Genomic DNA, 13906 nt, shown 5'->3' with positions numbered 1-13906 from the left:
GGCCCGGACGGGCGGCCGTGCGGGCGGCTCAGACCCCCCGCGCCGCGGCGGCGAGCCGGGTGATCTCGGCCGCGACGGCCTCCGGCTCGGCCGCGACGGTGACCTGTGCGACGCCGTCGAGGCCCGCGTGCGTGCCGACGCGGACCGACCGCTCCGCGTTCCGCAGGAGGTCGAGGTCGTTGATGTCGTTGCCGAAGGCCGCGTACTCGACGATCCCCATCGAGGCCAGGGCCTCCCACTTGTTCGTCGACCCGGGGGCGAAGTCGACGATCGCCTCGTCGAGGTGGTGGTTGACCGTCAGTCCGAGGCCGCGGCCGGCCTCGGCGAGTGCCGCCATGTCCGAAGCCCCGACGACCAGGAACTTCACCACCTCGGGAAGGTCGGCGAGGTCCACCCTGCTCGCGAGGGACCCCTGGTCGACCCGGCTCCGGATCGGGTGGTCGGCCGGCCCGGTGTAGGCGTAGTCCCAGGGCCCGTCCGCGAGGTACGTCGCCCCGTAGCGCCCGACCGCCTCCAGCAGCGCGCCGAATCCGACGGGGTCGAACGCGGCCCGGGCCCGCACCTGGTTGTCGACCGAGACGAGGCTCCCGTTCCCGCCGATCAGCGTGGCGGACGGGAATGCGCCGCCGAGTACGGGGAGGAGGTCCCGAACCGGCCGGGCGGACGCGAAGACCACGTGGAAGCCGACGCGTTCACAGGCGGCGATCGCCGCGAGGATCCGGTCGTCGATCGTCCGCCCGTCGAAGCAGAGCGTGCCGTCGATGTCGAATACCACGGTGCGGGCGCGAAGCTTGAGCATCGTCGGATTGTATCCAGTCGAACGAACGCGGTTCGGGCCGCGCCGCGTCACTCCCCGCCGTCGCCGCCGTCACCGTCACCGTCACCGTCACCGAGGGACCCTCGCGAGCTCCGCCGCCCGCTCCGCCCGGACCGGCGCACCAACTCGCCCGCCCCGAGCGTCGCGCCCGCCACGGCACGCACCCAGCGGGGTCCGCCGCGCGCCGCCCACACCAGGCACACGCACCCGCCGACGACCACCGCCAGGACGCCCAGCAGCACCAGACCGATCACGTCTTCCCCACCTTCGTACTCGTACGATCGAGGCGATCCTCCCAGACCGGGACGGGATGCGTCACAGCCCCGGCCCCCGTTCCCCGCCCTGCGACTCGGCCGCCACCGCCGACCCCGCCACCGCCGACCCCGCACCGGCCACCCCCACCGCACCCGCCGCACCCGCCGCGCCGGTCAGCTGGTCGCCCAGCGTGCTCCGGCGGTAGAGCACCTGGCGGCCGTCGCGGGCCCGGGTGAGCAGGCCGGTGGCGTGCAGGACGCGGAGGTGCTGGGAGACGGCGCTGGGGGTGACCCGGAGGCGGCGCGCGACCTCGACGGTGGGCAGGGGCTCGTCCAGGAGGGCGAGCAGCCGCGCCTTGGGGGCGCCGAGGAGCGCGACCAGTGCGGCGGCGTCCGGGGCGGGCGGCCGGAGCCAGAGCGTCCCCACACCGCGGCAGGGGTAGGCGAGGGCGGGTGCCACCTCGGGGCTGACCGGGGGCGCGGGCTTGTGCGCGAAGACCGACGGGAGGAGGAGCAGGCCCCGGCCGGACGCGGCGACGTGGTGCCGGCTGATCATGTCGGAGACGTGCAGGACGCCGTCCTGCCAGCGCAGGTTCGGGTGCATGTCGGCGAAGAGCAGGCGGGCTCCCCCGAGCGCCAGCCGGCGTGCGCGGTAGGTCATGTCGGCCTCCAGCACCAGCCGCATCTGCGGCCACTCCGGCCGGACGGCGATCTCCCAGTAGTGGTGCAGGAGTTCGCAGACGGCGTCACGGAGGCGGGCCACCGGCGCGTCGCCGCCGGCGGTGGCGTCGAGCAGGGCGGCGGGCAGCGGGTCCGGGGCGTGGGTGGCCAGCAGGTCACGGCGGACCACGTCGGGCGCGGTCCGGCGGACGGCGGCGAGCTCGTCCTCGAAGGCCGGGGCGAACACGGCCGGACGCGGGGTCAGGAAGTCGGGCAGGGTGCGCCGTGCGGCGACCAGCGAGAGCAGCAGGCCGGTGTCCAGCCCGCCGAGGCGGGTCAGGACGGCCCGCCGCCACGGCAGGTGAAGCGCGGAGAGCCCCGGCTCGCGCAGGACGCGGAGGCTGAGCACGGTCTCGTGCAGGGGTGAGAGGGCGAAGCGGGTGTCCGCGAGGTCCTCGACGCCCAGCCCGATGCTGATCATTAAGCCCCACGCTACATCGGTTGGCGGCGGCGCGGGGATGCCGTGCACTTCCGGGTATGACACACGCAGCCCCGACGCAGCGCGCCCAACACCCCGCGCAGGACGGCGGTTCGAGGTGAGCCGCCGCCTGCTCCTGCTCCTCTCGCTGACCTGTGCCGTCGGCGTGGGCACCCTCTACTTCCCGCAGGCGATCACCCCGCTGGTCGCCGCCGGCCTCGGCGAACCGGCCGACTCCGCCGCGCTCGTGGTGACCGCCACCCAGATCGGCTACACCGCCGGGATCTTCCTGCTGGTCCCGCTCGGCGACCGGCTCCCGAACCGGTCCCTCCTGGTCACCCTGCTCGGCCTCACCGGAGCCGCCCTGCTCGCCGCGGGCTGCGCCCCGGGCCTTCCGGCGCTGGTCGCCGCGAGTGCCGTCACCGGCGTCACCACGGTGGCCGCCCAGATCATCTCCCCGATGGCGGCCGGACTGGTGGCCGCCGACCGGCGCGGCGCCGTGGTGGGCACCCTGATGAGCGGGTCGATCGCGGGCATCCTGCTCGCCCGCACCTTCGGCGGAACGCTCGGCGAATGGCTGGGCTGGCGCGCGCCCTACCTGGCGGCGGGGGCGGTCGTGCTGCTGCTCGCGGCCGTCCTGGCCCGCGCCCTGCCGGCCCCGGCCGCACCGCCGCCCTCGCGGCAGCCGTACCCGGCCCTGCTGGTCGAGCCGCTGCGCCTGCTGCGCGCGGAACCGGAGCTGCGCCGCTCGTGCCTCTACCAGGCCACGGTCTTCGCGGGGTTCTCGGCCGTCTGGACGTGTCTGCCGCTGCTGCTCGCCGGCCCGGCGTACGGGCTGGGCGCGCAGGCGGTGGGGATGCTCGCGCTGGTCGGTTCGGCGACCATGCTGTGCACCCCGCTCGCCGGGCGCCTGGCGGACCGCCGGGGGCCCGACCCGGTGAACCTGGTCTGCCTCGCCGGGACCCTCCTCGCCGCCGGGGTGCTGGCCGCGGGCGGGCTCGGCGGCACACCGGGGCTGACCGTCCTGGTGCTCGGCACGCTGCTGCTGGACGTGACGATGCAGTCGGGCATGGTGGCCAACAAGACCCGGGTCTACGCGCTCCGCCCCGACGCCCGGGGCAGGCTCAACACCGCCTACATGACCTGCGCCTACCTGGGCGGCAGCGCCGGGTCCTGGCTCGGGCTGCGCGCCCACGACCTGAGCGGGTGGCCGGGTGTGTGCACGCTCGTCGCGGTGCTCGCCGCGCTCGGCCTGGCCCGCCACCTGGTGCCGCCGCGGCGGCGGGACCGGCCGGGCCGACCGGGCCGACACGCAACGGATCGGACCGCCGTCCCCGGGGCGGCCCCCGCCGGCACGGGCGGCCCGGCGGGCGGCTGAACCGGACGGCCGCCGGACGCCCCCCGAACGACCGCCGGCCGTCCGCCGGACGACCACCCGGCTCCCCGCACGGGGCACACGGCCCCCTCGGCCGGCCGGGCCCGGCCCTTCTCACCGGATGGAACAGGGGGTTCCGTTCGCGGAGGTTCCTGCCAGACTGTGCATCACATGTGCCCGACACCGCGGGCCCGTGCTCAGCGACCATGCCAGGAGGCCGACATGACCGCGCCCAGCACCACCACCCCCGACACCCCCGACACCCGCGATTCCCGCGCGACCGGCACACCCGGCACCGTGCGCACCTCGCTGGTCAGCGGTGTCATCGGCGGCGTGATCGGTGCGGTGATGAGCGCGGCCGCCAACTACCTGATCGTCGGCACTCCTGACGACGAGACGGCCAACGCCGTCAACCACGCCGTGTCGGGCCTGATCAGCGGCTTCATGGCCGGCTTCATGGGCCTGCTCGTTCACCAGCGCAAGACGGCCGCCGCCGCCCGGCAGCGGTAGCGCGCGGCGCGGCCACGGACCGACGAGGGCCGCGGCGGCCCGCCTCCGATACGGGGAGGCGGACCGCCGCGGCCCTCGCGCGCGGGTCAGTCCCAGTTGACCGTCCCGCAGCGCTTGCAGATCGTCGGCTGGCCCTCGATGAGGTTGTAGATCGGGTTCCAGTCTGCGGCGATACGGGCGAACGCGGCCGTGAAGCTGCCGCTCTTGGCACCGACCGCCTTGGCGTTGCTGATCTTCACCTGCTCGGTCAGCCCGTTGCAGTTCCTGCCCTCGCAGGGCGCCGTGATGATCCGGCCGATACCGGTGTTGATCAGACGGTCGATGATGGGAATCGGGACGGTGTAGGACACGAGAACCCCCTCGAATGACGCCTGTCATGAGCAGTCGCAAATAAGGTGCAACTGCGCCGACTTGACTTCAGATTAACCCTGGAACCGGCTATTCGAAAGGGAATTGAGGCGGCATTCGGGAAATCCTTCCGAGTGCATTCCGAAGAAATTTCGGAATTTCCCGTGAACCCGCAACGGGACCGGGACGGCGGAGCCCGAAGGACTGTGGCCCGCCCCCGGGCGAGGGGGCGGGCCACAGCGTCTGCGGTAGGCGCTCTCCTAGTCGACGGGAGAGCGCGGAGCCCGGAGCCGGGCCGACAGTTCGGCGAGGAGGTCGCGGGCCGGGCGGAGGTCCGGCTCGGCGGCCAGCGCGCGGCGGAGCAGGACGACGGCGGACGCGTCGTCGCCCGCCCGCAGCAGCTCCAGCGCCTCGTTGTAGTCGATCCGGCCCGCGTAGCGCAGGCGGACCAGCACCGCCAGGTCCTCCCGGCAGGACGGGCAGCGCAGGCTCTCCCGGTCGGCCGGAACGGCGCACTGCGGACAGGGGACGTCGATCGGCGCGGGTTCGGCTGACGCGGGTCCGACCGACGCGGGTCCGACCGACGCGGGTCCGGCTGACGCGGGATCGACCGACGCGGGGTCGACCGTGACCGGTTCGCTCATCGCGGCCCCGCCTCCTCCGGACGGACCGGGCCGAGCGGCTCGACCTGCTGCTCGCTGCCCAACTCGCGCTGCGCCTCCGCGTACAGGAGCAGCAGCGCCGACGTGTGCCGGTTGGCCGCCTCCATGTTGGCCGCCTCGACCGCCGAGTCGAGGCCGCGCAGCTCCGCCAGGATCCGCTGGGCCAGCGCCGGGGAGACCAGGTTCTGGTTCACGTAGACGTTGCACATGGTGAGCATGCGGAAGGTGTGTCCGAGCGAGTCGCACAGCTCGTCGGCGCGGGCGGCGGCGGCCATCGCGCCCTCCCAGTCGGCCGCTTCCCGGCGCAGCCGCAGTTCCGCCGCGACCGAGCGGAGCCGGTCCAGGTCGCTCGGGTCGAGGTGCTTCTCGCAGTAGTGCAGGAACAGGCTCAGGTAGGCCTCCGAACCGCGCACCCAGCGCTGGGCCTTGAGCTGGCGCTGGGCCCGCTCCAGCGCCTCGTCCACCGACTGGCCCCGGCCCTGGCCGGCGGCCAGGTCGTCGAGGGTGTCCATCAGCCGCTGGGCGTCCCGCAGTTCGGCCTCGGTGAGCTCGGTTCCCCAGCGGTCGGTGAAGCTCTCGATCTGCCGCTGCTGCTCCTCGACCTGCACCTTGAGCTCGGGGTCGAGCGTGACGCGCTCCAGCTTGACGGTCTTCTCGCCGCCGCCCTGGATGCGCACCGAGAGGGTGATGGTGCGGTCGCGGTCGAGGCCGAAGGAGACGTCGATGGGGGTGCGCCCGCCGAGTCCGGCCGGGAGCCGCAGGGTCAGGTGCCCGATCAGCTCGTTCCGCTGGGCGGTCTCGTGCTCGCCCTCGTAGACGGCGACCTCCAGCCGCTGGCGGCCGCTGCCGGAGACCACGAACTGCCGGCTGACCGGCGAACTCGTCGGGTAGCTGGTGTTCTTGGGGATGATGACGGCGAGCCGGCCGTCGTTGAGCTCGATGCCGAGGTTCTTCGGGGTGATGTCGAAGGGGTTGGTGACCTGCATCAGCTCGCCGCAGCCCGTACAGACCTCCACTCCGGGCGGGTTGACGTTGCCGCAGGCGGCGCAGCGCAGGCCCACGTCCTCGGCGGCCGTCGAGGCCACCCTGGTGTTCCCGGAGGCGGCGGAGTTCAGTGCCTCTCCGCAGAGTTCGCAGGAGGTGACGCCGGGGGCGGCGGGGGTGCCGCAGCGGGGGCAGTTGTCGGTGTGGACGACGGTGGCCGCCCGGGAGGTGGCCGGGGCCGTTCCGCCGGTCGAACCGCCGGTGTCCTGGCCGCACTTGGGGCACTCGGCGGCCGCGGTGTCCACCGGAATGTGGCAGCCGGGGCAGGAGACCCGGTCGCCGCCGAGCAGCGAGTGCGCGCAGTTGGAGCAGGCCGAGGCGGCCAGGTCGGCGGGGGCCCGGCACTCCGGGCACTCGACCTCGCCGACCAGTGCGGACTGCACGGCCGCGCCGAGTGCGACGCACTGCATCGGGTTGACGCCGCGGCGGACGCGCCGGGGTCCGAACACCTCGCCCAGCCGGCGGGCGACCAGCGGGATCGAGGTGGAGCCGCCGACCAGCAGCACTTCGTCGATGTCCCCGACGGTGAGGTTGGCCTGCATGATGGCCTTGTGGGTCAGCTCGATGGTGCGCTCGATCTGGGCCTCGATCAGTTCCTCGAAGCGGGCCCGCTCGAACTCCGTCTCCAGGACCAGCTGGCCGGCGCCGAGGCCGGGCAGGATGACCTCCGAGGACTCCTGGTGGGACAGTTCGATCTTGACGGTCTCGGCGGTGGAGGCGATCTTGGGCCGGTCCCGCAGGTCGGGCTGGTAGTCCGAGCCGTACTCGGCCCGGATGTCGTCGAGCAGCGCGGTGGTGATGGCGCGGTCGAAGTCGTCGCCGCCGAGCAGGTTGTCGCCCTCGATGCCGAGCACCGAGACCGACCCGGGGACCAGCAGCAGGATCGAGATGTCGAAGGTGCCGCCGCCGAGGTCGTAGACGAGGACGGTCCGGCCGTCGACCCCGGCCTCGGCGGTGATCCCGTACGCCAGGGCGGCGGCGGTGGGCTCGTTGATGATCCGCAGCACGTGCAGGCCGGCCATCCGGCCCGCCTCCTGGGTGGCCGCGACCTGGCGTTCGCCGAAGTAGGCGGGGACGGTGATGACCGCGCGGTGGAAGGGCTCGCCGAACCGCTGCTCGGCGTCCTCCTTGAGGCGGTGCAGGATGATCGCGGAGATCTCGATCGGGGTGTAGGAGCGGCCGTCGAACCAGACGTTGACGTCGCCGTCGGAGCCCGCGGTGACCCGGTAGTCCAGCTCGCCGAGGGCGGCCTGGACCTGCGGGTCCTTGAACTTCCGCCCCATGAAGCGCTTGACGGAGCGGATCACGTTCTCGCCGTCGAGGGCGAGGCGGCTGCGGGCGGTGGAGCCGACCAGCAGTTCGCCCTTGCGGCCGCGGCCGACGACGGAGGGTGTGGCCTCCTGGTTCTGCCGGTTGAAGACGATCTCCGGCTCGCCGCGGCGCAGGTGGGCCACCACGGAGTTGGTGGTGCCCAGATCGATACCGAGTGTGCGGTACATGTCGTTCCCCTCTTGCCCCTCGTGTTCCTAACGCTTCTTCCGCTTGCGCCGGTTGGCCGCCCGGCCGCCTCTGGGCTTCGCCGCCCTCACCCGCGCGGCCTGTTGGGGGGCCGGCTGGAGGGGGGCCTGCTGCTCGGGCGGCGTCCGTTCGGGCAACGTCCGTTCGGGAGACGTCCGTTCGGCGGCCGGCGGTTCGGTGCCGGCGCCGGGAGATCCGCCGGGCACGGTTGCGGCGGCCTGATCCGACGGGTGTTCGGGCGCGGGCCCGGGCACGTACACCGTGTCGGTGTCCGCCTCCGCGCCGGCGGCGGAGCCGACGACGGTGTCGGTGCCCGTACCCGTACCCGTGCCCGTGCCCGTGCCGATGACGGTTCCGAAGCCGGACGCCGGCACCGGCTCCGACTCCGGCTCCGCCGGAGCGTGCGCGGCCACCACGACCTGGGCCCGGCGCAGCACTTCGTCCCCCCAGAAGAAGCCGGTGACGACGGTCTCGACCACCGTCTCCGGTGCCACCCCGCGCCTCGGCTCGCTGCCCACGATCTCGGTCAGCGCCGGGTCCGCCGCCAGCCCGTCCAGCCGCATCGGGCGGACCCCGGCCTTGGCGAGCTTGCCCAGCAGGCGGCGGCGGGTGGCCTCGATCCCGGCTCCCCGGCCCAGCAGCACCAGTTCACGGTCCAGGCCGAGCGAGGCCAGGGCGTCGTCCACCTCGATCAGGGCTCCGACCAGTTCCCGCTGGGCGGCCTTGGCGGCCTGCGCCTCCTCGGCCCGGCGGCGCTGCAGCATCGAGGCGCGGAACAGCAGTTGGCCGAAGGCCTGGGGCAGGTCGACCTCAAGGGCCCGCTGCGGGACCTCCAGCGGTTTGCGCGGTGCGGGTGTCGTCACGTCGTTCACTCCGGGATCTCGATCTGCGGCAGCACCGACAGGTCGGCGGCGAAGCGCGCGGGGACGGCGGGCTCGGGGTCGACGCCGGCCGGGACGGGTTCGGCGAAGTCCGCCGCCAGTTCCGCCCCGTGCAGGGCGAGCAGTGCGGCGGCGGACGGCAGCGGCGGCCGGTCGATCACCAGCAGGGGTTCGGCCAGGGCGGGCGCCAGCAGGTCGGCCACCTGGTCCACCGGCTCGGGCGGCAGGGGCTGTTGGAGGTCCGCCTCCAGCCGCCGGTCCGGGTTGCGGAGCAGCGCCGCGGCTTCCTGGATCTGCTGGCGGGTGAAGCGGCCGGCCCGCATGGCGGGTCCTACGGCGAGGTTGATCTCGCGCACGCCGGCCGAGAGCGGGATGCCCAGGACCTCGTACGGTGACGGTTCGTGCAGTGGCATGGCGAGGGTCGTCTCTCCTTCTCTCCTCCGGACGGTCGGACCGTGCCGGACGGCGGGACCGCGCCGGACGGCGGGACCGCGCCGACCGGTCGACCCGGCGGCCGGGTCTCCGGCGGCCGACCCCCGGTGACCGGGCGGGCCGGCCACCGGATGCCGGGAATGGGTGGGCCTCAGTAGAGCGAGTTGATCTTCTTCTGGAGCTTCTTCAGCTCCCGGTCGTCGGGGCAGTACTGGACGGCCGTCTTGACCAGTTCCCGGGCCTGCCGGAACTCCCGCAGGTTGGCCCGGGCGACGGCGTAGTTGCCGTACACGACGCCGAGTTCGCGGTGGAGCTTCGCCGTCTCCTCGTGCGAGGGGGAGAACTCCAGCGCCTGCTCCAGCAGCCTGGTGGCCTCCAGGTAGCGCGTGGCCTCGTACAGGTCCGCCGCCTCGCTGCGCCAGACGCCGACCATCAGCTGGCGGATGTCGACGGAGTCGTCGTAGGACCGTGCCTTGCGGAGGATCGCGGCGCGCTCGGTGAACGGGCGGCCGGTCATCTCGTCCAGCATGTGGTTGGCCAGCATCACCGAGACCCGGCGGCGCGACTCGTGCCCGGTCTCGCCGGTCCATTCCGGGTCGGCCTCCAGGGCCGCGGCCATCCGGCTGACGGCGAGGCTGGAGCGGTCGTTCATCGCGGCGTGGCGGGCCAGCTGGCGCATCGCGAACACGTAGCCGAGCAGGTGGTCGGCGTCCGGGTTGAGCGCGTGCAGTTCCTTCCAGAGCTCGGCCGCCTCCAGCAGGTCCGCCTCCGGGGCCTCGGCGTCGGTGAGGTCGCCGGCCCGGTTGCCGAGGACGGCCTCCAGGAAGTGGCGGGCCGTCGGGTCCTCGGGGGCGAGGGCCATGCCCTTGCGGAGCAGGGTGAGGGCCCGGGAGTAGTCCTTGTTCTCGTTGTTGATCTTCCGGGCCCACTGGGCGTAGGTCGCGCCGAGGTCGCCGCGCACCTCGGGGTGGTCCGGTGCCAGCTCCAGCGCCTGCTCCAGCAGCTTCGCCGCCCCTTCCTGGTCGTCGTCGCTGGCCTTGAGCAGGGCGCGGGCGGCGCGCACTCCGGACTCGGCGGCGATGCCGGCGGCGTCCGCCGGGAGTTCGACGTCCGGCACGGTCCGGGCCCGGGCCAGGCAGTCCAGGGCCTCGCGCCACTCCTGGTGGCGGTGGTGCTCCCGGGCCTGGCCGACCAGTGCCTCCGACAGCAGGACGCGCCAGGCCTCGCCGCGCTCCTCGCCGGCGATCGCGTCCAGGGCGCTCACGGCGGCGGACTGGCGGCCCTGGAGCAGCAGGTAGCGCTGCGGGCCGAGGTCGTCGAACAGGCCGAGGGACTGGCCCAGCGGGTGGTCGTCCCGTCCGTGCCAGGCCCGCACCGCGCGTTTGAACTGCCGTTCCCAGAGCGGGACCGCGGGGTCCTCGCAGAGTTCCCGGTGGAGCACGGGGCCGATCACGAGGCGTCGGAGCGGGCGGTCCGGCAGGGCGATCCGGGCGTCCTCCCCGGCGAAGGCGGCGGCGCAGTGCGCCTCCATGCCGAGGCGGACGGTCCAGGCGTCCAGTTCGTCGCCGCTGCGGCCGCGGATCAGGTCCAGTTCGCGCAGGTCCGTGCGGAGCCGGTCGAGCAGCGCGGTCCGGGCGGCGGCGGCGCGCTGCTCGTCGACCGGCCGGCCGGTGACCCGGGCGGTCTCGGCCCAGAGGTCGGGCTGGTGCAGGGCGGCGGTGAGGCAGCCGAGGGTCCAGGCCCAGAGCCGCTCGTCGCTGCTCCGGGCGGGGTCGCCGGAGGCCGGGTCGGCGGACCCGGTGGCCGCCCCGGGCGCGGCGAGCCGGTAGCCGGCCAGGCCGAGCGCGTGCAGCAGCCGGGGGTGGGCCGGGTCCTTGAGCAGCAGTGCGCGGTAGCCGTCCCAGGCCTCCCGGTGCCGGCCCTCCGCCGCGTGCTGCCGGGCCTCGTGCTCGGCCAGCAGGCCGAGGGCGGCGGCCGCCTGCGGGTGGTCCGGCACGAGCTCCAGTGCCCGGCGCAGGTCCCCGGCGGACCGTCCCGGCTCCCCGGCCTCCAGCGCGGCCGCCGCCCGGTGGACCAGCACGGCGGCGCGCTCCCGGCCGGCCGTGTCCGGCAGCTCGGCCAGGGCGGCGTCCAGCAGGCCGAGTTCGGCGCGGAGCAGCGCGAGGTCGAGGCGGACGGGTGCGGCGGCGGGGCTGTCGCCGAGCGCGTCGGCCCAGTCCGCGAGGACGGCCTCGGCCTCCGCGGGGAGCCCGGCGCGGCGGGCGCAGTCGAGTACGGCGCGCAGCGCGGGGGCGGCGCAGTGGGCGCAGCGGGGCGAGGCGGCGGTTCCGGGCCGGTGCAGGTGGGCGGCGCAGCCCGCCCGGCCGCAGCCGCCGCAACTGCCGGACGCGGGTCGGTCGCAGGTGGTGCAGGCGCCGTGCGCCGGTTCGCCGGGGGTGGTGTCGGTTCGGGGTGTGGGCCGTGTTCCGGTCGGCGCCGGCGTGGGCGCGGGCTCGGCCCGGTGGCCGCCCGCGGTGGCCGCGGCGGCTGCGGTGGGGGCGGGGGCGGACAGGAAGTGCCGGTGCCACTCCAGCGCGCCGGACCAGTTGCCGGCCCGCTCGGCGAGCAGCGCCCGGAGCCGGGCGAGGCCGGGGTCTCCGGCGGGGTCGGGTTCGAGCGGCGCGAGCAGGGCGATCGTCTGGACCGGACGGCCGGCCAGCAGGGCGGCGGCGGCCAGGTGGTAGCGGTCGCGCGGCGTCGCGGCGGCCTCCAGCAGGCCGGGGAGCGGCTCGGCCGAGCCCTCGGCCAGGGCGAGGGCGGCGCGCAGCCGGTTCCGCCGCCGCAGGGCCACGCCGGGTGCGGGTGCTGCGGGGCCGCCGGCCTGCGCCGGGCCCGCAGCCTGCGCACCGGGGACGGGTGCTCCGGGTGCACCGGGTGCGCGCGGGTCCGCCGGGGGCAGCACCCGGCCGAAGACCAGCGGCGGATCGGCGGCCGGAGCCGGCTCCGGCGCCCCGGGAGCCGGAGCCGCACCGGGACCGGCCGCAGCACCGGCCGCGCCGCCCGCGGCCGGGCCGACCTGGTCCGCCCGGCCGCCCGGGGGTGCCGGGAGCGCCTCCACCGGCAGCGAGTCCGCCAGGGCGAGGGCCGTCCCGGCCCGCTCCCGTTCCTCGGCCCGGTCGCGTCCGGCGACCAGCAGGTGGGCGGCCTCGCGCAGGGCGGCCTCCGCCAGCGCCACCGGGTAGCCGGGCGCGGCCGGGTCGTCGGCGACGGCCTGCTGCCACAGCTCACGGGCCGCCACCGGGTCGGCGGCGAGCCGCTCCCGGGCCAGCCGGTCGCGCAGCAGCGCCAGCCGGTCGAGCAGGTCGGCCGCGCGCAGCGGCTCCCAGCGTTCGAGCGCGCCGGCCGGGTCGCCGGTCCGTGCCAGGGCCAGGCCGTGGTGGAAGGCGGCGATCTGTCCCCAGCGGGAGTCCGTCCCGGCCTCGGCCCGGAGCAGCGGTTCCGCCTCCGCCGTCCGTCCGGACGCGAGCAGCGCCGCGCCGAGCCGCACCCGGGCCGGTCGCCAGCCGGGGGTGAGGGCGAGCGCCGTCTGGTAGTCGACGGCCGCCTCGGCGGGGTGCCCGGTGCGTTCGTGCACCAGGGCGAGCCCGAGCCGGGCCGGGGCGTACGACGGCTGGGCGGCCAGTGCGGCCGTGAACTGCTCCTGGGCCCGGTCGTCGGCGCCGAGCAGCAGGGCGAGCCGGCCCAGCGCGTAGCGGGGGCGCGGGTCCGTCGGGGCCTCGGTGGCGGCGGCGTTCAGGTCGGCCCAGGCCGCCCCGGTGTCGCCGAGCCGCTGCTGGGCCAGGCCGCGGAAGAGCAGGATCTCGGTGTGCAGCGCGGGGCCGCGGGACCACGGGGACGCCTCGCCCGGTCCGCGTCGCAGCGCCTCGTCGAGGGCGGCCACGGCCGGGGTGTCCCGGTGCAGGGCGTAGAGCTGGGTGCCCCAGCGGAACCAGAGTTCGCCGCTGCCGCCGGGGGCGGCCGCGGCGAGCAGCGGTTCGGCCTCGGCCGCGCGGTCGTCCAGTCCGCGCAGCAGGGCGGCCCGGGCCAGCACCGGCCACTCCCGGGCCGGGAGCGCGGCCATGGCCTGCGCGGTCGCGGCATCGCGCCACTCGGGCGTGCCGTCGCGGCAGAGGCGTTGCAGCCAGTCGCGGGCGCGGGCGGCCGTCGCGGCGTCGGCGCCCGCCTCGGCCGCGGGGTCGAGTGCGCGGCCGGGCCCGGTGCCGGGCCCGGTGGCCGGTGCGACGGCGCCGCCCCGGGCGACGCCCGGCGCGGCCTCCGGCCCGGCGCCCTGGACGAGGCCCTGTCCGTCGGCACGGGCCGCGCTCTCGCCCGCCGCCCGTTCCATCGCCTGCAGGAAGGCGAGCAGCGGCCCGAGTTCGCCGTCCGGGGCCTGCATCCGTTCCTCGGCCATCCGCCGCAGGCTCCACCGGGGCAGCTGCCCGGCCGGGTCGGCCAGCAGCGGGAAGGCCTCGTGGTGCAGTGCGAACGTGGCGGCGGCGTCACCGTCCGCGGTGGCCGCCTCGGCCTGGCCGAGCAGGGCGAGGCCGCGCTGGGGCCGGAGCGCTTCGGGCGCCGCCGTCAGCCGCTTGGCGAGCCGCGCGTACTGGCGGCGGGCGCGCTGCGGCTTGCCCGCCGTGAGCTGGGCACCGGCGCGGGTGAGCGCCGCCGCCACCGCCGCCGGCTCGTGGGCCCTTCGGCGGCGGACCAGGACGGTGCCGCCCGCGCCTGCGAGTGCCGCCACGACCAACAGCAGCACCACGAGCTGAGCCATGCACTGTCCCCCTGCAGTCCGGAATCCCCCGACATCATGATCAACATGGGCGTGCCGATCATGAGTTGACGACTCTTCATGATGTTGCTCGGTGGCCATCAGGATAGGCCCTCCTCAGGGCGGACGAACAGAAAAGAG

At 75.6% G+C, this 13906-nt stretch carries 11 protein-coding genes; 2 read left to right on the top strand and 9 right to left on the bottom strand.

All coding sequences use genetic code 11. The features are described from left to right. Positions 1-28: 28 nt before the first annotated feature. The 3 genes from AC067J_RS17365 to AC067J_RS17355 form a co-directional block, all read right to left on the bottom strand. Positions 29-799 (bottom strand): HAD hydrolase family protein, encoded by a 771-nt coding sequence (locus AC067J_RS17365; RefSeq protein ID WP_478299990.1) that lies wholly within the window; start codon positions 797-799, stop codon positions 29-31. 47 nt (positions 800-846) lie between these two features. After that, a complete protein-coding gene (locus AC067J_RS17360; RefSeq protein ID WP_478299989.1) occupies positions 847-1071 on the bottom strand; it encodes a hypothetical protein in 225 nt (74 codons plus the stop codon). 61 nt (positions 1072-1132) lie between these two features. After that, complete coding sequence (locus AC067J_RS17355; protein WP_478299987.1) at positions 1133-2212, bottom strand: ArsR/SmtB family transcription factor; 1080 nt, start codon at positions 2210-2212, stop codon at positions 1133-1135. Positions 2213-2327: 115 nt separating this feature from the next. Between AC067J_RS17355 and AC067J_RS17350 the strand changes: the two genes are divergently transcribed. Beyond that, positions 2328-3587, top strand: coding sequence for an MFS transporter (locus AC067J_RS17350; protein ID WP_478299985.1), 1260 nt, complete (start codon positions 2328-2330; stop codon positions 3585-3587). 219 nt (positions 3588-3806) lie between these two features. After that, on the top strand, positions 3807-4094 hold the full coding sequence (locus tag AC067J_RS17345; RefSeq protein WP_478299983.1) for a hypothetical protein: 288 nt from the start codon (positions 3807-3809) through the stop codon (positions 4092-4094). A gap of 86 nt (positions 4095-4180) precedes the next feature. Here AC067J_RS17345 and AC067J_RS17340 read toward each other — a convergent pair whose 3' ends face one another. From AC067J_RS17340 to AC067J_RS17315, 6 genes are all read right to left on the bottom strand, one after another. Next, positions 4181-4444 carry a hypothetical protein gene (locus tag AC067J_RS17340; protein WP_478299981.1) on the bottom strand — a complete coding sequence of 88 codons (264 nt, stop codon included), beginning with the start codon at positions 4442-4444 and terminating at the stop codon, positions 4181-4183. A gap of 258 nt (positions 4445-4702) precedes the next feature. Continuing rightward, positions 4703-5086 carry a hypothetical protein gene (locus AC067J_RS17335; RefSeq protein ID WP_478299979.1) on the bottom strand — a complete coding sequence of 128 codons (384 nt, stop codon included), beginning with the start codon at positions 5084-5086 and terminating at the stop codon, positions 4703-4705. Then, complete coding sequence (locus AC067J_RS17330; protein ID WP_478299978.1) at positions 5083-7647, bottom strand: Hsp70 family protein; 2565 nt, start codon at positions 7645-7647, stop codon at positions 5083-5085. The genes AC067J_RS17335 and AC067J_RS17330 overlap by 4 nt, the downstream gene beginning before the upstream one ends. A 27-nt stretch (positions 7648-7674) precedes the next feature. Further along, positions 7675-8529 carry a nucleotide exchange factor GrpE gene (locus tag AC067J_RS17325; protein WP_478299976.1) on the bottom strand — a complete coding sequence of 285 codons (855 nt, stop codon included), beginning with the start codon at positions 8527-8529 and terminating at the stop codon, positions 7675-7677. A 5-nt stretch (positions 8530-8534) separates the two neighbouring features. After that, positions 8535-8960 (bottom strand): hypothetical protein, encoded by a 426-nt coding sequence (locus tag AC067J_RS17320; protein WP_478299974.1) that lies wholly within the window; start codon positions 8958-8960, stop codon positions 8535-8537. 170 nt (positions 8961-9130) lie between these two features. Next, positions 9131-13768 carry a hypothetical protein gene (locus AC067J_RS17315; RefSeq protein WP_478299972.1) on the bottom strand — a complete coding sequence of 1546 codons (4638 nt, stop codon included), beginning with the start codon at positions 13766-13768 and terminating at the stop codon, positions 9131-9133. Between the last annotated feature and the right edge of the window lie 138 nt (positions 13769-13906).

It is taken from the genome of Kitasatospora sp. NPDC042419 (genome assembly GCF_056437345.1).
The sequence above is the reverse complement of the archived record's forward strand: the minus strand, read 5'-3'. Positions and strand labels throughout refer to the sequence as shown.

Excerpts from the sequence above, each read along its gene's own strand:
- AC067J_RS17365 (WP_478299990.1), bottom strand. The coding sequence starts at position 799 with ATGCTCAAGCTTCGCGCCCGCACCGTGGTATTCGACATCGACGGCACG.
- AC067J_RS17355 (WP_478299987.1), bottom strand. The coding sequence starts at position 2,212 with ATGATCAGCATCGGGCTGGGCGTCGAGGACCTCGCGGACACCCGCTTC.
- AC067J_RS17345 (WP_478299983.1), top strand. The coding sequence starts at position 3,807 with ATGACCGCGCCCAGCACCACCACCCCCGACACCCCCGACACCCGCGAT.
- AC067J_RS17335 (WP_478299979.1), bottom strand. The coding sequence starts at position 5,086 with ATGAGCGAACCGGTCACGGTCGACCCCGCGTCGGTCGATCCCGCGTCA.
- AC067J_RS17330 (WP_478299978.1), bottom strand. The coding sequence starts at position 7,647 with ATGTACCGCACACTCGGTATCGATCTGGGCACCACCAACTCCGTGGTG.
- AC067J_RS17320 (WP_478299974.1), bottom strand. The coding sequence starts at position 8,960 with ATGCCACTGCACGAACCGTCACCGTACGAGGTCCTGGGCATCCCGCTC.
- AC067J_RS17315 (WP_478299972.1), bottom strand. The coding sequence starts at position 13,768 with ATGGCTCAGCTCGTGGTGCTGCTGTTGGTCGTGGCGGCACTCGCAGGC.